General features: G+C 78.0%; 14 protein-coding genes and 1 tRNA gene. 9 read left to right on the forward strand and 6 right to left on the reverse strand.

The genetic code is table 11. The features are described 5' to 3' along the window. Positions 1 to 196 precede the first annotated feature (196 nt). The 4 genes from CLV92_RS07130 to CLV92_RS07145 all read left to right on the forward strand — a co-directional run bounded on the left by CLV92_RS07130 (position 197) and on the right by CLV92_RS07145 (position 3894). A complete protein-coding gene (locus CLV92_RS07130) occupies positions 197 to 1003 on the forward strand; it encodes a 5-formyltetrahydrofolate cyclo-ligase (protein ID WP_146099446.1) in 807 nt (268 codons plus the stop codon). Positions 1004 to 1086: 83 nt separating this feature from the next. Further along, positions 1087 to 2574 carry a potassium/proton antiporter gene (locus tag CLV92_RS07135; protein WP_104432122.1) on the forward strand — a complete coding sequence of 496 codons (1488 nt, stop codon included), beginning with the start codon at positions 1087 to 1089 and terminating at the stop codon, positions 2572 to 2574. 175 nt (positions 2575 to 2749) lie between these two features. Then, on the forward strand, positions 2750 to 3100 hold the full coding sequence (locus tag CLV92_RS07140) for an FmdB family zinc ribbon protein (RefSeq protein WP_104432123.1): 351 nt from the start codon (positions 2750 to 2752) through the stop codon (positions 3098 to 3100). A gap of 131 nt (positions 3101 to 3231) precedes the next feature. After that, on the forward strand, positions 3232 to 3894 hold the full coding sequence (locus tag CLV92_RS07145; protein ID WP_104432124.1) for an SAF domain-containing protein: 663 nt from the start codon (positions 3232 to 3234) through the stop codon (positions 3892 to 3894). 39 nt (positions 3895 to 3933) lie between these two features. Here the strand turns inward: CLV92_RS07145 and CLV92_RS21340 are convergent, their stop codons facing one another. The 3 genes from CLV92_RS21340 to CLV92_RS07155 all read right to left on the reverse strand — a co-directional run bounded on the left by CLV92_RS21340 (position 3934) and on the right by CLV92_RS07155 (position 9777). Then, positions 3934 to 4110 carry a hypothetical protein gene (locus CLV92_RS21340; protein WP_158257162.1) on the reverse strand — a complete coding sequence of 59 codons (177 nt, stop codon included), beginning with the start codon at positions 4108 to 4110 and terminating at the stop codon, positions 3934 to 3936. Continuing rightward, positions 4107 to 8003, reverse strand: coding sequence for a DEAD/DEAH box helicase family protein (locus tag CLV92_RS07150; protein WP_104432125.1), 3897 nt, complete (start codon positions 8001 to 8003; stop codon positions 4107 to 4109). Before CLV92_RS07150 ends, CLV92_RS21340 begins: the two co-directional genes overlap by 4 nt. A gap of 85 nt (positions 8004 to 8088) precedes the next feature. Continuing rightward, positions 8089 to 9777, reverse strand: a complete 1689-nt coding sequence (locus tag CLV92_RS07155) for a PP2C family protein-serine/threonine phosphatase (protein WP_146099447.1) — start codon at positions 9775 to 9777, stop codon at positions 8089 to 8091. Positions 9778 to 9953: 176 nt separating this feature from the next. On the opposite strand from CLV92_RS07155, the gene CLV92_RS21915 reads away from it, so the two are divergent. Next, a complete protein-coding gene (locus CLV92_RS21915) occupies positions 9954 to 10799 on the forward strand; it encodes a histidine phosphatase family protein (protein WP_211290942.1) in 846 nt (281 codons plus the stop codon). Next, positions 10796 to 11698: an NAD(P)H-hydrate dehydratase gene (locus CLV92_RS21920; RefSeq protein ID WP_211290943.1), complete on the forward strand. Its 903-nt coding sequence runs from the start codon at positions 10796 to 10798 to the stop codon at positions 11696 to 11698. The genes CLV92_RS21915 and CLV92_RS21920 overlap by 4 nt, the downstream gene beginning before the upstream one ends. Positions 11699 to 11777: 79 nt before the next feature. On the opposite strand, the gene CLV92_RS07165 is transcribed toward CLV92_RS21920, so the two are convergent. Continuing rightward, complete coding sequence (locus CLV92_RS07165; protein WP_104432127.1) at positions 11778 to 12200, reverse strand: hypothetical protein; 423 nt, start codon at positions 12198 to 12200, stop codon at positions 11778 to 11780. Positions 12201 to 12451: 251 nt separating this feature from the next. On the opposite strand from CLV92_RS07165, the gene CLV92_RS07170 reads away from it, so the two are divergent. Then, entirely contained in the window at positions 12452 to 13807 is a 1356-nt protein-coding gene (locus tag CLV92_RS07170) for a S1 family peptidase (RefSeq protein ID WP_104432128.1), read from the forward strand. A 24-nt stretch (positions 13808 to 13831) separates the two neighbouring features. Here CLV92_RS07170 and CLV92_RS07175 read toward each other — a convergent pair whose 3' ends face one another. Both CLV92_RS07175 and CLV92_RS07180 read right to left on the reverse strand, forming a co-directional pair. Then, positions 13832 to 14818, reverse strand: a complete 987-nt coding sequence (locus tag CLV92_RS07175; RefSeq protein ID WP_104432129.1) for an LGFP repeat-containing protein — start codon at positions 14816 to 14818, stop codon at positions 13832 to 13834. Between the two features lie 99 nt (positions 14819 to 14917). Then, complete coding sequence (locus tag CLV92_RS07180) at positions 14918 to 16318, reverse strand: glucose-6-phosphate dehydrogenase (protein WP_104432130.1); 1401 nt, start codon at positions 16316 to 16318, stop codon at positions 14918 to 14920. 239 nt (positions 16319 to 16557) lie between these two features. Between CLV92_RS07180 and CLV92_RS07185 the strand changes: the two genes are divergently transcribed. Further along, positions 16558 to 16630 (forward strand) — tRNA-Arg (locus CLV92_RS07185). A 186-nt stretch (positions 16631 to 16816) separates the two neighbouring features. After that, positions 16817 to 17179 carry a hypothetical protein gene (locus CLV92_RS07190; protein ID WP_104432131.1) on the forward strand — a complete coding sequence of 121 codons (363 nt, stop codon included), beginning with the start codon at positions 16817 to 16819 and terminating at the stop codon, positions 17177 to 17179. Positions 17180 to 17519 lie beyond the last annotated feature (340 nt).

A 17519-nucleotide genomic window follows, 5' to 3' on the forward strand; every position in this document is an offset into this window, starting at 1 on the left:
CGCCGGAGGTTACCGGGCGTGCCGTGGTGCGCGCCCCAGCACCGCCCGGTCCGGAGCGGCGCGGGACCGTTCCACCGGCTGCCGCAGGCGGCCGGGACCTGCTCCGCAGGCCTCTGACCTGGCGCGATGGCCCTTCCAGGGCGCAGACTGCACGTGACGGCCCGACTGCGGACCGCACATGCGAGGGGGAGCCCGGATGACGTCAGGATCACCCGCCGCCGGTACCGGCTCGCCGGCGCCCGGCGGGCGCAGTGCGCCGGCGCGGGCGGGGCTCAGCGTGCACCAGGAGCTGCACGTCCACCACCAGGGCGAGCACCCCCGCCCCGGCACCGGGCACGCCGCCGTGCTCGACCTGGACGACGGGCCCGAGCTGGCCACCGTCCCGCACCGGCTGGAGATCGTGCTCGGCCCGCCGAGCGCCGCGCGCAGCGACGTGGAGGCCCGCAAGGCCGCCCTGCGCCGCAGCATCCGGGCCCGCCGCCGCAGCCGCGACGCCGTGGAGGCCGACGCCGTCGACCGCGACCTCGGGCGCAGCCTCACCACCTGCCCGCTGCTGCGCGCCGTGCGCACGGTGGCCTGCTACACCTCCCTGCCGGGCGAGCCGGGCACGCGCTCGGCGCTGGACGCCCTGCAGCGCGACGGCGTCGAGGTGATCCTCCCGGTCCTGCTGCCGGACGCCGACCTCGACTGGACCATGCGCTCGGACCCCGCCCCCCGCACCGTCGGGGAGCCCCCGCAGCTGCTGGGCCCGGGCGCGGTGGCCGAGGTGGACCTGCTGATCGTGCCCGCCCTCGCGGTGGACACCGACGGCCACCGCCTCGGCCAGGGCGGCGGCAGCTACGACCGGGCGCTGCGCAGGGTGCCGCCGAGGGTGCCGGTGGTGGCCCTGGTCCACGACGACGAGCTGCTGGACGCGGCGGTCTCGGCGGTGCCGACCCTGCCCCACGACCGGCGCGTGGATGCGGTGGTCACCCCGACCCGCTGGCTGTGGCTGCGGAGCTGAGCCCCGCCCTCCGGCCCGCCCGGCACCCGGACCGACCACCCCGTCGGCGACGGTGGGTAGCGGCCCGCTCGGTACGGTGACGCATGACCTTGGCGGAGCTGAGCGCCGTGCTGCTCGTGGGCACCGCCGTCCTGCTGCTCGCCGTCGTCGCCGTGCGGCTCTCGGCCCGCACCGGCCTGCCCTCCCTGCTCCTCTACCTCGGCTTCGGCCTGCTGCTCGGTGAGAGCGGCGCCGGCATCCTCTTCGACGACGCCGAGCTGGCCCAGGTCCTCGGCTACAGCGCACTCATCCTCATCCTCGCCGAGGGCGGCCTCACGACCCGCTGGTCGGCGGTGCGCCCGGTCCTCGCACCGGCGGCGGTCCTCGCCACGCTCGGCACCGCGGTGTCGATCGCGGTCACCGCCGTCGCCGTGCACTTCATCCTCGGCGTGGACTGGGCGATGGCCTTCCTCGTCGGCGCGGTCGTCTCCTCCACCGACGCGGCGGCGGTCTTCTCCGTGCTGCGCGCCGTGCCGCTGCCGCGGCGGCTGGTGGGGATGCTGGAGGCCGAGTCCGGCCTCAACGACGCTCCCGTGGTCATCGCCGTGGTCGCGCTGACCTCCGTGCTCTCCGGCGGGGAGCCGCACCCCTGGTGGTGGTTCCTCGGGGAGGCGGTGTTCGAGCTCGGCGCGGGCGCCGCCCTGGGTCTCGGGCTCGGGGCGCTGGGGGCCGCGGGCCTGCGCCGCACCGCGCTGCCCTCCCCCGGCCTCTATCCGATCGCGGTGCTCGGGCTGGCGGTGGGCGCCTACGCGCTGGCCGACATCGCCCACGCCTCCGGCTTCCTCGCCACCTACGTGTGCGCGCTGCACCTGGGCAACGCGCGCCTGCCCCACCGGGCGGCGACGCGCGGTGTCGCCGAGGCCTTCGGCTGGCTCGCCCAGATCGGCCTGTTCGTGCTGCTCGGGCTGCTCGCCAGCCCGGCCCGGCTGCCGGAGCAGATCCTGCCGGCTCTCGCGGTGGGGCTGGCGCTGACGCTGCTGGCCCGGCCGGCGTCGGTGCTCGTGAGCCTCCTGCCGTTCCGGCTGCGGGCCGCCGAGTGCGCGTTCCTGTCCTGGGCGGGGCTGCGCGGTGCGGTGCCCATCGTGCTGGCCACCGTGCCGATGGTGGCCGGGGTGCCGGGCAGCGCCCGCATCTTCGACCTCGTGGTGGTTCTCGTGACGGTGCAGACGCTGGTGCAGGGGCCGACGCTGCCGTGGGTGGCGAGGCTGCTGCGGCTCAGCTCGGGGGCCGCGACGGAGGAGCTGGACGTGGAGGTCTCCCCGCTGGGCACCCTGGCCGCCGACGTGGTCCGGGTGCGGGTGGGGCCGCGCTCCCGGCTGCACGGGGTGGAGGTCTTCGAGCTGCGCCTTCCGGCGGGGGCGAACGTGACCCTCGTCGCCCGGGAGGGCACCACCTTCGTGCCCGGTCCGCGCACCGCCCTGCAGCACGGCGACGAGGTGCTCGTGGTCACCTCGGCGGCCGAGCGGGAGGAGGTCGAGCGGCGCCTGCAGGCGATCAGCGGCACGGGCAAACTGGCGGACTGGCACTCCTGAGCGCCCCGCGGAACGGAGCCGGCGGGTTGCGCCACGCGGGTGGAGGACGCCGCGGACCCGCGGGGCGCGTCGCCGAGCGCGTATCATTGGCACTCGAGACTGCGGAGTGCCAGTCCAGGCGCCGGCACGGGCGCCGGGGACGGCGCCCGTGCAGAGCGCGAGCAGAGGAGCCACCGTGCCCACGTACGCCTACGCGTGCAGCCAGTGCCAGCACCGCCTCGAGGTGCACCAGTCCTTCACCGACGACGCGCTGACCGACTGCCCCGAGTGCGGCGGCCGGCTGCGCAAGCAGTTCGGCTCCGTCGGCGTGGTCTTCAAGGGTTCCGGCTTCTACCGCACCGACTCCCGCGACACCAAGAAGTCCACCGGCGCGGCGGCCCCCACCAAGGCGTCCGGCGACTCCGCGTCCTCCTCGGCCGGTTCCTCGGCCGGTTCCTCGGCCGGTTCCTCGGCCGGTTCCTCGGCCGGCGCGTCCACCGGCTCCACCGGCGGCTCCTCCAGCAGCTCCTCCAGCCCGGCCGCCTGAACCGGGCGGCCCGCGACCGCGACCGGGGACGCCCCCGGCCGCGGCGTCCACAGGCGGGCGCGGCGGCGCTGCCCTCCACAGGGCCCGCTGCTCGCGGCTGCGGGGCGCGGGCGCCCGCCTAGCGTCGCGGCGTGCCCGCGTCCACCGCCCCCGTCCGCTCCCCCGCCCGGCGCCGGGTGCTGCGCCGTCGCCTCCGCCGGATCGGGGCGGCCCTGCTCGCCGGTGCGGCGGCGGCGAGCCTGGCGGCTGCGGTCGCGCCCCCGCCTCCCCCGACGGAGGCGGTCGTCGTCGCGGTGCACGACCTGCCCGCCGGCGCCGTGGTCACGGCGGCCGACGTCGCCGTGGCGCCCTGGCCCCGCGGCGCCCGCCCCGACGGTGCGGCCACGGCGCCCGCCGAGGCCGTCGGCGCCGTCCTGTCCGGGGCCCTGCGCCGGGGCGAGCCGCTCACCGACGCCCGCCGCCTCGGGCCGGGCCTGCTCGCGGGCCAGCCGCCGGGCACGGTGCTCGTGGCCCTGGCGCTCAGCGACGCCGGAGCCCTGCCGAGCCTGTCACCGGGGCGGCGCATCGACGTCCTCGCGCGCGCCGGGGACCCCGTGACGGGAGCCGCCGGCCCGGCCGAGCGCGTCGCCACGGACGTCGTGGTGCTGGCGCTGCCCGCGCCGCCCGCCGCCTCCGGGTTCCTCCCGGGCTCCGGCACGGCCCCCGCGACGCTGCTCCTCGGCGTCGACGAGGAGACCGCCCGTCGCCTCGCGAGCACGGCGGGCGGCTGGACGGGTGTCGTGCTGCGGTCCTGACCCGCGTCGGCCCGGTCCCGACCCGCGGCGCGTGTCGGCCTACCCCCAGTGGGGGGGCACGTCCCGCAGGAACCGCTCGTCGTCGTGCCCGCTCCCCGCGCCGGGCTCGTCACCCCAGCCGCGGTCGCTGTCGTCGGCGCTGCGCTCGTCCTCGAGGAGGACCTCCCGCTCGTCGTCGAGGCCCCCCGAGCGCTCGCGCCCCTCCGGAGCGCTCACCGGCCCGCCTCCCAGACCCCGCCCTCGACCTGCTCCCGCCACAGCGACGCCAGTCGCCGCGCCTCGGCGTCCACGTCGGCCAGCGCGTCGGCACCCAGGCACCGCACGTAGCGCCACCCCGCCCGCTCCAGCTCCTCGGGGCGGCCGCGCTCCCGCTCGCGCAGGCTCGGCGCCGCCGCCCAGCGAGGCCCGTCCAGCTCCACCGCCAGCACTCCGCGGTGCCAGAGCGGAGCCCCCGCGGGCCCCGCCCCCTCGGCACCGGCGCCCCCGCCCGCGGGAGCGGGCTCCCCGACGAGCAGGTCCACGGGATGCCCGTGCCCGGCGCCCGTCACCACCGGCAGGCCCAGCCCGGCGCAGGCCGCGGCCAGCCTGCGGACCAGGGCACCCACCTCCGCACCCCCGGCCGGCGCCGGGTCCCCGGCGCAGCGGCCCCACTGCTCCACGGCACCGCGCAGCAGGCGCTCCCCCGGCGCGGCGGCGAGCGCCGTCGGCGGCAGCTCCTCCGCGACGACCGTGGTGCGCACCCGGCACCGGCTCAGCGCCAGCGCCACCCGCTGCCGGCCGACGGCGGTCGACGCGAGCGGGGACGCGGCCGCCGCCTCCGCACCGGCGGCACCGGCGGGCACGACGAGCACCACCGCGTCGCGGCGGGTCGCGCGCCAGCGCTCCACCTCGGCCACGTGCAGCGGGTCCATCCCCGGCAGCGGCCAGGGCGGCGGGACCTCCTGCCCCGCGGCCGTGCGGGTGGGCACCCCCAGCGCCTCCGCCAGGCCCCTGCGGACGACCTCGTCGAGCTCCCGCGCGAGGTCCGCGTCCGGCGCGACGACCCCGAGGGACTCGTGCGGCCAGCGGCGCACGTGCTCGACCACCGCCGCGACCACGGCCTCCACCAGGGTGGGCTCCGCCCGGCGGCCGGTGCCGCGCGCGGCGACCTGCACCACCCGCACCACCTCGGCGCCGGCCGCGCCGGGCAGGACCACCTGGTCCGGGCCGGCCGGGCGGTCCGCCGCCGCGAGCAGGGGGCGCAGCAGCCGCTCGTCCCGGCAGGCGTGCTGGGTGCGCAGCCGCACCGTGGGCAGGACCGCGTCGGCGACGGCGGACAGGGACGGCGCCGCCCCCTCGGCGGGCAGTGCCTCCAGGGCCGCCGGCACCCGCGGCGGCGCCAGCGCCGGCACGGCCCGGCCGCGCCCCGGGCCCCGCCCGCCCTGGACCGGCACGACATCCGGTGGGGCGGCCGCGACGGTGGAGAACGGCAGCGGGGGCAGCGACTCGCGGTCGCCGATCACCACGAGCTGCCGCGCGCGGGCCAGCCCGGGCAGCACCGCCGACAGGCCCGTGCGCTCACCGCCGAGGACCACGAGCACGTCGAAGACCTCGTCGGCGGGCACTGCCTCGGCCACGGCGAGCGGACCCATCGCCCAGCACGGCAGCAGGGCGCGGGCCCGCTCCCCGGCCGCCCGCAGCACGTCCACCACCGGCCGGGGCTGCACGGTCCGGGCGCCGCGTCCCGCGGGCTCCGGCCAGGGCCCCAGGGCGCGCAGGGCCTCCGCGGCCAGGGCGTCCACGGCCAGGCGCACCCCTGCTGCCGCGGCCGCGGCGGCGGCGCGGTCGGCGAGGGCGTAGTCGGCGCGGACCTGCCGCAGGTGCGCGGCGTCGACCGCCCCCACGTGCGGGTCCTCCAGCGAGACGGCCTCCAGGACGCCCGCCCACCACGCGGTCTCCACCTCGGCGAGCAGGTCGACGCTGCCCGGGCCGCTCCAACGTGCGCCCACGTCCTCCAGCAGCGGCTGCCAGCCGCCCTCGGCCAGCTCGGCCAGCAGCACGGTGCGGCGCGGCAGGGGGTCCAGCGCGGCGGCGTCGGCGCGCAGGGACCGCAGCAGCGCCGCGAGCTCGGGCAGCGGCAGCCGGCGCAGGCCCTCGACGCCCCCGCAGCGCTCCGGGAGCACCTCGGCGAGCGCGTCGAGCTCGGCGACGAGGGCGTCGACGGCGGACTCCGCGTCGGCCAGCTCGGCCGGCACGTGCGGGGAGCCGCCGCACCCGCTGGCGCGCTGCCACTCCAGCCGCTGCGCGCGGGCGGACTGCAGCCACTCGTGGAGCTCGTCCATGCCCGTGGGGGTCACCCCCTCCACGAGCAGGGCGCGCGCCTGCCTGCGCAGTCGCCAGCGCCGCCACCAGCCCATCCGCACGCCCTGCTCGCGGCGCTGCTGCGGCCCCGCGGTGGCGGCGGCGACGTCCGCGAGGGAGCGGCGGTAGAGGTCCGGGCCGAAGCGCTCGACGCTGCTGCGGACGCCGCGCAGGAGCCTCAGCTGCTCCAGCCACCCCGCGACGGTGTCGGCGCCGCGCAGGCCTGCCTGCTCGTCGAGCACGGCCATCCGGGCGCGCGCCGCGGGCAGCAGCTCCTCCACGATGCGCTGCAGGGAGCCGGCGACGGCGCGGGCGCCCTCGTCGGTGGTGAGCCGCGCACCCGCCCAGGGCGTGGTGGCGGGGGTGACGGTGAAGGCGCCCAGCTCGGCGGCCTCGGCGAGCTTCGCCGCCCAGACCGGCAGGTCCTCGCGGCGGCAGGACGTCAGCGACTCCCCGCGCAGGCGGCGGGTGGTCCGGGGACCCAGCGGCCGCTCGGCGAGCTCGGCCAGCGCCTCGCGGGCCTCGGCGGCGCTGACGCCCCAGGGCGCGCGCACCCGGTGCTCGGCGGTGGCGTGCTCGGCGAGGGAGCGGGCGTGCTCCTCGGCGCCGGCGGCTCCCCCGGCGAGCGGCGGGAGGACCTCCCCGTCGGCGAGGACGGCGCGTGCGGCGGCGGTGAGCTGCTCGTCCACGGCCTCCGCGCCGCCGCCCGCGTCGCGCACGTGCAGGAGGAGCCGCCCCGCACCTGCCGCGGCGATGCGCTCGTTGACCGCCCGCAGCTCCGAGGCCGCCTCGGCGAGCAGCAGGGTGCGCCGGCCCCGGCCGGCCAGGGTGGCCACGAGCGCGGCGGCGACCTGGGTCGCGCCGGTCCCGGCGGGGGCGTCGACGCTGAGGTCCTCACCGGCGAGGGCGCGCTCGACGGCCTCGCGCTGCTGCGGGTCGAGGTCCAGCAGGAGCGCGGGCCCGTCGGTGGGCGTCTCGGTGGTCTCGGGCGCCTCGGCGCTCGCCGCGGGCCCGTCGTCGGTGCGCTCCCCGGCGCCCGGCCGTGCCGCGCCGGCCAGCCGGGTGAGGACGGGGTGCTCGCGCAGCCGGGAGGAGAGTTCGGCGACGTCGCGGGCGGCGGCCGCGCCGGGGTCGGCGAAGGTGCCGAGGAGCAGGCGGCGCTCGATGCGGAAGCCGGGCACGCGCTGCAGCCGGCCACCGAGGGTGCTGTACGCCGGCACGGGGTCGAAGCCGCGCCCGCCGACCGCGGAGGCGGCGATGGCGGCGGCGTCGAGGGCGATGCCGTGCTCCGCGGCGAGGCGGCGCAGGACGGGGTTGAGGGTGATCCCCGCGGTGAGCTGGATCTCGTAGTCGTCGCGGGCGGTCCCCACCGGGCGCAGGCCGCAGCGGCGCAGCAGCACCGGGGCGCGCACGGGCAGGCCGGGTGCGGTGCCGGGCGGGGTCCAGGTCGCGAGCCCGACGGCCAGGCAGGCGCTCTCGAGGCCGTGCTGCTCGCGCAGCTCCTCCGCCCGCACGTGGACCTCGCGCGCCCGCCGGCGGGCCTCGGCGAAGGCGCCGGTCTCGCGCACGAGGCTGGACAGCCGGGCCGGGCGTCCCGCGAGGAGCTGCGCGAGGCCGGACGGGTGGGCGGTGGTCAGCTCCAGGGCCCCGGCGCCGGCGTCGGGGCAGTGCAGGAGGCCGGTGGGCCCGCCCGCGGCGGCCAGCTCATCCAGCCACCCCGGCAGCACCCCGCCCAGGTGGTCGGCTGCGGAAGCGTCGACGGCGGTCACCGGGACACCCTAGGGGCTGGCTTGAGGCTGAGGGACCACCCGCGGCCGGTCCGCCGCGGCGAATCCCTCGACGTCCAGCTGAGGCTCAGGGTCCCTCCGTCGGCGCCGCCCGGACCTCCCGCGCGCGGGGCCCGCCGTCCTGGTCCGCCCGCGGCACGGGAGCCACCGGCCGCGGGGTGGAGGCGGCGCTGCGACTGCCCTGCACCGCCCGCGCGAGCGCCACGAGCGTGACGTCGTCGCGCACCCGCCCGCCGCTGCGGCGCCTCGCCGCCTCCAGCGCGACCTCGACCACCCGGGCGGGGTCCAGGTCCGGCACCTGCGCCAACGCCTCCACGACCCCCTCGACGCCGAGCTCCTCGCCGCCGGAGCCGGGCCGCGCCTCGATGAGGCCGTCGGTGAACGCGAGGAGGGCCGCGCCGGGGGCCAGGGTCAGCGTGCGCGCCCGCCAGGCCCCGGGCTCGTCGACGTGCAGCCACGAGAGCAGGGGGCCGGTGACGTCGAGCTGGTCCACCACCCGCACGCTGCGGCCACCGCCGCCGGGCAGCAGCACCAGGGGCGGGGGGTGCCCGGCGTTGGCGTACCGCAGGACACCGGTGGCCGGCTCCAGCACGGCGACGAGGCAGGAGGCGAACCGCTCCGCCTCGTCGGCGAAGACGCGGGCCGCCAGGGCGAGCGCGGCGTCCGGGCGCGGGTCGAGGTGCAGGCTGCTCTCGAGGACGCGCTTGACCTGCATCGCGACGATGCCCGCGCGGGCACCGTGCCCGGACACGTCGGTGACGAGCACGGCGACGTCGCCGTCGGGCAGGTTCACGACGTCGTACCAGTCGCCGGCGAGCACGCCCTCCGCCGCCCGCAGGGCCGCCGCCGCCGACCAGCCGGGCACCTCCGGCAGGGCGTGCGGCTCCAGCTGCGCGCGCACCTCCATCACGAGGGGCTGGCCCTGCTCCAGCGCCTCCCGGGCGGCGACGGACGCGGCGAGCTCGTCCAGGATGCGCCGGCGCATCGCCTCGGCGGCGGAGGCGACGTCGGCCAGCTCCGGCGGCGCCTGGACCTCCACGGGCACGTTGAGGTCGCCGCCGCTGACCGCGAGGAGCCGCTCCCGGATGCGCGCCAGCGGCTGGAGGATCCAGCGGCGCACCAGCAGCAGGACGGTGGGCACGAGCAGCAGCGCGAGGATGCCCACGACGGCCTGCTGCAGCTGGAGGGCGTCGGCGGCCCTGCGGCTGGTCTCCTCCGCGGCGACGCGCTGCGCCTCCGTGAGCGCCTTGACGCTGTCCGCCGCCTCCAGCGTCCGGTCGAGGCCGGGGGCGTCGAAGCGCCGCTCCACGAGGCTGCTGGCCGCGACGGGGTCACCGCGGCGGCGCGCCTGGACCTCGGGTGCGGTGGTCGCCTCCAGCGCGAGGATCTCGGCGATGAGGTGCCCGGTGGCGCGGCGGACGTGGGGGTCCTGCGGGGGCATGGCGGCGCTGAGCTCCCGCAGCGCCTCCTCCATCTCGGCGTGGTGGCGCTCGCTGTCGCTGAGGCGGCGCTGGTTGCCGGTCAGGACGTAGTCGCGCTGCGCGTGGTACCAGCGCACGAGGGAGTCGGTGACGGCGTCCTCCTGCTGCAGGAGGGTCCGCCAGTAGTCGAGGCGCTCGGTGAGGCGCTCGTCGCGGGACTGACCGGAGATCAGCACGCCGAGCAGGAGGGCCACCATGGCGAGGACCGCGGCGGCCAGCAGGCCGACGCGCACCTGCAGCGTCATGCGCTGCGGAACCCCTCGCACCGTGCTCACCACCCTCCCGCCGTGCCTTCCGCGCCCCGCGCTGTCGCGCTCGGGTGGAGCGGGTCAGCGTGCCGCCGATCCCGCCGGGGGTCCAGTGTCCTCGACGGTCACCTCCCCGTCACGCGTGGTGGGCAGGGGCGCCGCGGCGGGGTGCACGCGACCTCCCGGTGCAGTAGGAACGGGAGGTGACCGCACCGCCTCTCGCCGATCCCGACCTCCCGCCGACGCCCCGCTCCGGGGAGCCCTCCGCGGCTGCCGGTCCGGGCTGGCCGGCGAGCCTGACCCTCCTGCGCCACGGGGAGAGCGCCGGCAACCTCGCCGACCGCGCCGCCCGGGACGCGGGGGCGGAGGCGCTCGACCTGTCCGAGCGCGACGCCGACGTGCCGCTGTCGGCGCTGGGGCGGCGGCAGGCGGTGGCCGTCGGTCGCTGGCTGGCCGCCGAGGTGGCGGCGGGGCGCCGTCCCGAGCCCGGGCTCGTCCTCAGCTCGCCGTTCGCCCGGGCCGCCGACACCGCGGCCGAGGTGGTGGCGGCGGCCGGCCTGCAGGTGCCGGTGCGCTTCGACGAGCGGCTGCGCGAGCGCGACCTCGGCTGGTGGGACGGCCTGACCGGGCACGGTGTGCGCACCCGGTACCCGGAGGAGTCGGCGCGCCGCAAGCGGCTGGGCAAGCTCTACTACCGCCCGCCCGGCGGGGAGAGCTGGTGCGACGTCGCGCTGCGGGTGCGCAGCCTCGTGCGGGACCTGCGCCTGGAGCACGCCGGCCGGCACGTCCTGCTGGTCAGCCACCAGGCCGTGATCGCCAACTTCCGGTTCGTGCTGGAGGCACTCGACGAGCGGGCCCTGATGGCCGTGGACCGGGACGAGCCGGCGCCGAACTGCTCCCTCACCCGCTACGGGCGCTCCACCGGGGGGCCCGACGGCCTGCGCCTGCTGGAGGCCGGCGACACCGCGGCGCTCGAACGGCTGCACGAGCCGGTCACCGACGACCCCGTGGACGACGAGCCGCAGAGCGCCGCCGGGGCCGTCCGGTGAGCGCGGCTGCGGAGGCGGTGCCGGTCACGTCGGCCCTGCTGCGGGACTGGCCGCTGCCGGGGCCGCACGCCAGCAGCGGCAGCGGGAAGGAGCAGCGCGGCCGGGTGCTGGTGGTGGGGGGCAGCGCCCGCACCCCGGGGGCGGTGCTGCTGGCGGCGGAGGCCTCGATCCGCTGCGGGGCGGGGAAGCTGCAGGTGGCGACGGTGCGCAGCACGAGCGCGGCGCTGGGGGTGGCGCTGCCGGAGGCGCTGGTGCTGCCGCTGGCGGAGACCCCGGACGGCGTCCTGACGGCGGAGGGGGACTGCCGCGGCGAGCTGCTGGAGCTGGCCGGCTCGGCCGACGCGGTCCTCGCCGGTCCGGGGATGCTGGACGAGGAGCGCACCCGGGAGCTGGTCGCGGCCCTCGTCCCGGCGGTCGGCGGTGCGCTGGTGCTGGACGCACTGGGGCTGGCGCTGCTGAGCCGGGACCCGGGCGCCCTGGGCGAGGCCCCGCGGGCGGTGCTCACGCCGAACCTGAAGGAGATCGCGCTGACGCTCGGGGTGGAGGAGCTGGAGGCGGAGGCGGACCTCGCGGGCGCGGCGCTCGAGCTGGCCCGCCGCACGGGTGCCGTGGTGGCCGCCGGCGGGGCGGACTCGTGGATCGCTGCGCCCGACGGGCGGCTGTGGGTGGACACCACCGGCGGTGAGGGCCTGGGGGTGTCCGGTTCCGGGGACGTCCTCGCCGGGCTGGTGGCGGGACTGTGCGCGCGGGGTGCGGAGCCGGCGCAGGCCGCGGTCTGGGGGGCGCACCTGCACGGGCGGGCCGGCGACCGGCTCGCGGCGGAGGTGGGCCGGCTGGGGTTCCTGGCGCGGGAGCTGCCGGGCCGGGTGCCGGGCGTGCTGGCCGAGCTGGAGGTCTGAGCCGTGAGCCGCAGGTCCCGGACACCCGGGACCTGCGGCTCACGGGGGCCGTCCCCTGCGGGGGGCGGCCCGGGGTTCCTCAGACGAGCAGCGAGGTGGCCACGACCGCGAGGTCGTCACCGGGGATGGTCAGCTTCCACGCCGTGTGCGAGCGCGTCGCGGCCTGGCGGGGGTCGCCGTCCTCCCCGCGCCAGCTCTGCGGCCCGGCGGTGACGCGCCAGGCGTCGGCGCCGGTCTGCGCGGCCCGGGAGGCGAGCGCGTCCTCTCCGATGGCACGGGCGGCGCCCGCCATGACGTCGAGGGCGCGGCTGAGGGAACGCGCGTCGTAGAACTCCACGACGCAGCCGCTGTCGGAAACCGTGGTGCTGATGACGATGCAGCCGGAGTCGGAGATCGCCGCGGCGATGGCCGCGCCGGCTGCGTGGTGGCGGCGGGCCGTGGTGCGGGGCGAGGGGATGATCGCGCGGGTGGTGCCCCGCGTGGCGACGGTGCTGACGGACATGACCTCGGTGCTTCCTGTGCGATGACGCCGGCGTGCACCGGCAGCGTCCTTCGATGCGCCGGCACCTGACGACGTCATCGGTGGTGGTGAACTGGCTCTTGAGTGTAGGAACCGCCATCCGGGTGGAGCGCGGGCCCCCTCCTGCCTCCCGGCGGGGCTGAACGGGGCGGTTCGTCGCACGCCGGGCCGCGCTGCCCCTACCCTTCGGCTCGGCCGCCCACCGGGGCGCGGTCGCGCCGGGGAGGGCAGAGATGACGACAGCACCCGACGGCAGGCGCGCCCGGCTGGTGGCGCTCGCGGGGTGCCTCGCGCTGGCCGGTGGCGCGTCGGCGGGGTGCTCGCTGGTCGAGCCGTACGACGCCGGGAGGCTCGAGGCGCAGCACGGCGCCGGCGCCCCGCGGCTCGCTCCCGCCCCGCAGCCGCCCGCCACGGCGCCCCCTGCCGCGGTGCCGGTGCAGGCCCCGCCGCCCCCCTCCCCCGAGGAGCTCGCCGGGCAGGGCGTCGCGCGTGTGGCGGTGGCGACGTGCACGGGTCCGCGGTCCGGCTCGGGCTTCCACGTCGCCCCGGGACTGGTGCTGACGGCGGCCCGGCTCCTGGAGGGTGCGTCGTCGGTGTCGGTGCGGGTCGGCTCCGAGGTCCGCAGCGCGGCGGTCGTGGCGGTCGACGACGGGAGCGGCCTGGCGGCGGTGCGCGTGCTGGGCGACCCGCCGGCCGCCCCGGTCCTGCCGCTGGCCGGGGCTCCCGCACCCGCCGGGGCGGAGGTGCGGCTGCCGGGCTTCCCGCAGGGCGGGGCGCTGCGCTGGGCGCGGGGGGTGTTGACGGGCGCCGACGTGGTCGCCGCCGTCGCGGGCCGCGAGCGCGGGGGCCTGCTGGCCGTGACGCCGGAGCCGGGTGCCGCGGTGGACGGCGGCGCGCCGCTGCTGACCCCGGAGGGGCAGGTCGTGGGCGCCCTGCTGGACGCCGGGCCGGGCGGGGTCCACGCGGTGCCCCTGGAGGCGGTGGGGCACGCGACGGCCGTGTGGCGGGACCAGCCCGCGCGCGAGGCGGGCCCCTGCCTGGAGCGGGGTCGCGGGGGCGGCGAGCCCGGGGTGGCCGTCGCCGTCAGCAGCACCGCCGCCGAGACGGCCGCCGCGGCGCAGGCGCTGCAGCTGTACGCCTCGGCGGTCAGCGCGGGCCGCTACGACGTGGCGTGGAACCTCATGACCCCGCCGATGCGGGCCCAGCAGGTGGACTACGAGACCTTCGCGGGCGACCTGGCGACCTCGACCTGGCACGAGCTGGACGTGGTGGACGCCGATGCGGTGGGCGCCGGTGCCGTGGAGGCGCTGGTGCAGTACCGCACGACGCAGGACGCGGAGTTCGGCCCGGACGCCCAGACGTGCTCGCTGTGGACGGTCGCCGTCACGCTGGTGCTGCAGGACGGGGAGTGGTGGATCGGCGGCTCCCGCAACCAGACGGGGTCGCCGGAGCCGTGCGGGGGTGCGGGCACCCCCCTGGCGGGCGACGTCCCCGACGGGGCGCTGGACGTCCCCGAGGCGACCCCGGAGGTGCTGGCCGCGGAGGACGCCGCCCTCGCGGAGGTGCTCCTCGCGGAGACCGCCCGCTGAGGCGGCGCCCGCCCTCCGCGGGGGTCACCAGCGGAAGGCCTGCACCCCCCGCTGCGGCGTCCACACGAGGTAGCCGTGCTCGAAGTCGATGCGGCGGTGCTCCCCGGACTGGTACTCCCCCGACTGCGGGAAGCCGAGCCAGGAGTTCTCGTGGCCCAGGCGCGCCCACTCCACGCCGATCGCCCCGCCGACGGCGTGCGCGCCCTTCTGGGGGGACCAGTAGATGGAGCCGCCCTCGAAGTGGCTGAAGGCGCCGCGGCGGGCGGGGGTGGGCTGCTCGCTCGTCACGGGCAGGCCGAGCCAGGAGCGCTCCCAGCCCATCGCGGCGTAGCGGCGGTTGATCTCCCCCAGCACGGCGTGCGCCCCGGTCCGCGGGGACCAGTAGATGTTCCCGCGCTCGAAGTTCTGGTAGTAGCCGTAGCGGGGTGCGGGCAGGCCGAACTCGCTGCCCAGCGGCAGCCCGAGCGGCCCGGCGGTGGCGTCCATGGTCCAGTACCGGTGGTTGATCGCGCCGCCGACGGCGTGCAGGCCCCGGGGGGTGCCGTACAGCTCCCCGGTGTCGCCGAACCACACCTGCCCGCCGACCACCGGGTACGACTGCGAGGCGTCGACGACGCCGATGGGCCGGTTGGAGGTGGCGTTGTAGTCGGCCGGGTCGCGCCACATGTCGCAGGTGCCGACACGGACGGGCACGTCGACGGAGCCGCCGCCCTCCGCGCGCACCCGCAGGGTCTGCTCCCCGGTCGGGAGGGCGCCGGTCTGCACCCCGGCCCGCCCGTCGCCGCTGCGGCGGACCTCACCGACCACCTGCCCGTTGCGCTCGACGACGAAGCGGGTGCCCGAGCCGGCGCCGCGGTGGTCGAACCAGACGAAGGCGCCGGGCGTGCCGACCACGCAGGTCGGGTCGGCCTTCGCCCCGGAGACCGTCGCGGCGGCGGCCGAGGCGGGGGCGGCGGTGGCGAGGGGCAGGAGCACGGCGAGGCCTGCGACGGCGGCGAGGGGTCGCTTCATGCCCGCACCGTAACCCGCCGCGGGCGCGTCGCCGACCGACCGGGTCGCCGGCCGGCCGGTCCCGCGGCCTCGCTCCCCCGCCCTCCGGCCCCCCGGCGCTCAGCCCTGCGGAGCGGGCCGGACGGGGCCGTCGCTGCCGGCCGGGTAGTCGAGGAGGGGCACCACGCCGTCGCCCCAGGCGGCGAGGACGGGCTCGACGATGCGCCACCCCTCCTCGGCCTCCGCGGCGTGCGCGGACAGTCGCGTGTCGCCGTCGAGGACGGCCAGCAGGAGCTGCCCGTAGGGGCCCGGCTCCTGCTTCGCGAGGTCGGTGTCGAGGTCCACCGGCTCCAGCTCGAACGGGTCGCCCTGGCCGTTCACGTTGACCCGCAGCGACATCCGGTCCGGGTCGAGCTGCAGCCGCAGCACGTTGCGCTGCGGCGGTGCGCCGGCGAAGACGACGTGCGGGACCTCCGCGAAGTGGATGACGACCTCGCGGCGACGCGCCCCCAGGGCCTTGCCGGTGCGCAGCCGGAACGGCACCCCCGACCACCGCCAGTTGTCGACGGACAGGACCACCTCGGCGTACGTCTCCGTCTCCCGGGCCGGGTCGATCCCGGGGGCGTCCACGTAGGAGTCGACGGTGCGGGCCCCCTCCCCGTCGGGGACCTCCCCGCGGGTGTAGCGGCCGCGGAGGCTGGTGGCGGCCAGCGCCTCCCGGGAGGGCGTGCGGACCGCCCGCAGCACGTCGGCCTTGCGGGCGGACAGGTCGGCGGGGGCGGTGGAGACCGGCGGTTCCATGGCCACGTAGGCCAGCACCTGCAGGAGGTGGTTCTGGACCATGTCCCGCAGCGCGCCGGAGCGGTCGTAGTAGCTGGCGCGCGCCTGCGCGTCGACGGTCTCGTCGAAGACGATGTCGACGCCGGTGATGTGGGCGCTGCTCCACAGGGGCTCGAAGACCCGGTTGGCGAAGCGCAGCCCGAGGATGTTGAGGACGGTCTGCTTGGCGAGGAAGTGGTCGACGCGGAAGGTCCGGTCCTCCGGCAGGACGGCGGCCAGCGCGGCGTTGAGCCGGCGGGCCCCCTCCAGGTCCTCCCCGAACGGCTTCTCCACGACGACGCGCAGCCCCTCGGGGAGCCGGCAGGCGCCGAGGGCGTGGACGACGCCCTCGAAGAGGACGTGCGGCAGGGCCAGGTAGACGACGACGGGGTCGCGGCCCGTGCCGTGGCGCCCGGCGAGGTCCAGGGCCGCCTGCAGGGTGGCGGCGTCGGTGACGTCCCCGCGCACGTACTCGGCGGAGCCGGCGAGCCGCTCGTGGACGTCCCGGCCGCCGTCGCCCGTGACCTGCCCCAGCCGCTCGTCGACCTGCCGGCGGAAGGCCCCGGTGTCCAGGTCGTCCTGCGCGACGCCGACCAGCTGCAGCCCGCCCTCGATCTGCGGGAGGACCTGGGCCAGGGCGGGCAGCAGGTAGCGGCCCGTGAGGTCGCCGGTGGCGCCGAGGATGACGAGGGATGCGCTCAACGGCCCGACTCCCGGGTGTGGTGGGAGGCCCGCGCGGGGCTCCCGGGGAGCGTGCGGGGCTCCGGGGACGGGCGGCGATCGTGGTCGGTCTCGATCCGGGCTGCCATGGGGATCATGCTCCCCCGCAGGGGAGGGGTCCGCGACCGGAGAGACGGGCCGGGAGGGGCGGCGCCCCGCCCGCTAGACTTGCCGCCGCCGGTGGCCGCGCAGGATCCGACCTGTGCTCTCACCGGCTGTGCGCCCCCGTAGCTCAGGGGATAGAGCATCGGTTTCCTAAACCGTGTGTCGCAGGTTCGAATCCTGCCGGGGGCACCCAGCATCACCGCAGGTCGAGCGCCCTGCGAGGGCCGCCGCAAGGCGTCGGGCCGGAGACCTTCTGACTCGCCAGCCCACGAGGACTTCATGAGAGCAGCCTCAGCCGCTCGGTCCGTGCGCTCGGCCACCGCATCCAACTCGCTGAACCGTCACGGCTTTGATGCCGCTTCCTGGTGAGTCAGAATGACGATCATTTCGCATGAGGTACCGCCGGAGGTCGAGGACCGTGCGGTGCGGATGGTGCTGGAGCGTGAGAAGGACTACACGTCCTTGCGGGTGGCGTGCGTGGCGATCGGTGACCAGCTCGGCACTCCCCCGCACGCGGGAGGTACCCCCAGCCCTGAGCGCCTGCGCCGCTGGGTGGAGCAGGCCCGCGTCGACGCCCAGCCCGGTGTGACCTCAGCCGAGGCTGAGGAGATGAAGAACCTGCGGGCGCAGACCAAGCGGCTGCGCGAGGCCAAGGAGATCCCGCGATCGGCCTCGTTCTTCTTCGCGCGGGAGTTCGTCCCCCGCGAGCGGGAGGTACTCCTACCGCGCCAGCACTGATCTGCCGCTTCGTCGATCAGATGCGCCAGCGAGGCTTCGCGGTCGCGTCGATCTGTCAGGTCCTGCATGAGAAGGGCCACCCGGTTGCCGCGAGGACCTATCGCGCCTGAAATGCAGGGATTGCACCGGCTGCCCAGACGGTCTCCGACGCCCGCCTGCACTCCGCGCTGGGCTACCGCCCACCCGCAGAAGCAGAAGCCGCCCACCACGCTGCGATCACCGCGGCCGAAGCGGAGTTGCGACCCGTCCGGAGACGGCAGAGAAGCCGTGACGCCTCAGCTCTTCCAGCGGGCCCTCCGTCCATGGGCGGAGCATGCATGGGAGCACTACCCCGGTCGCC

Source organism: Kineococcus xinjiangensis, assembly GCF_002934625.1.
In the GTDB taxonomy this organism is placed as follows: domain Bacteria; phylum Actinomycetota; class Actinomycetes; order Actinomycetales; family Kineococcaceae; genus Kineococcus_A; species Kineococcus_A xinjiangensis.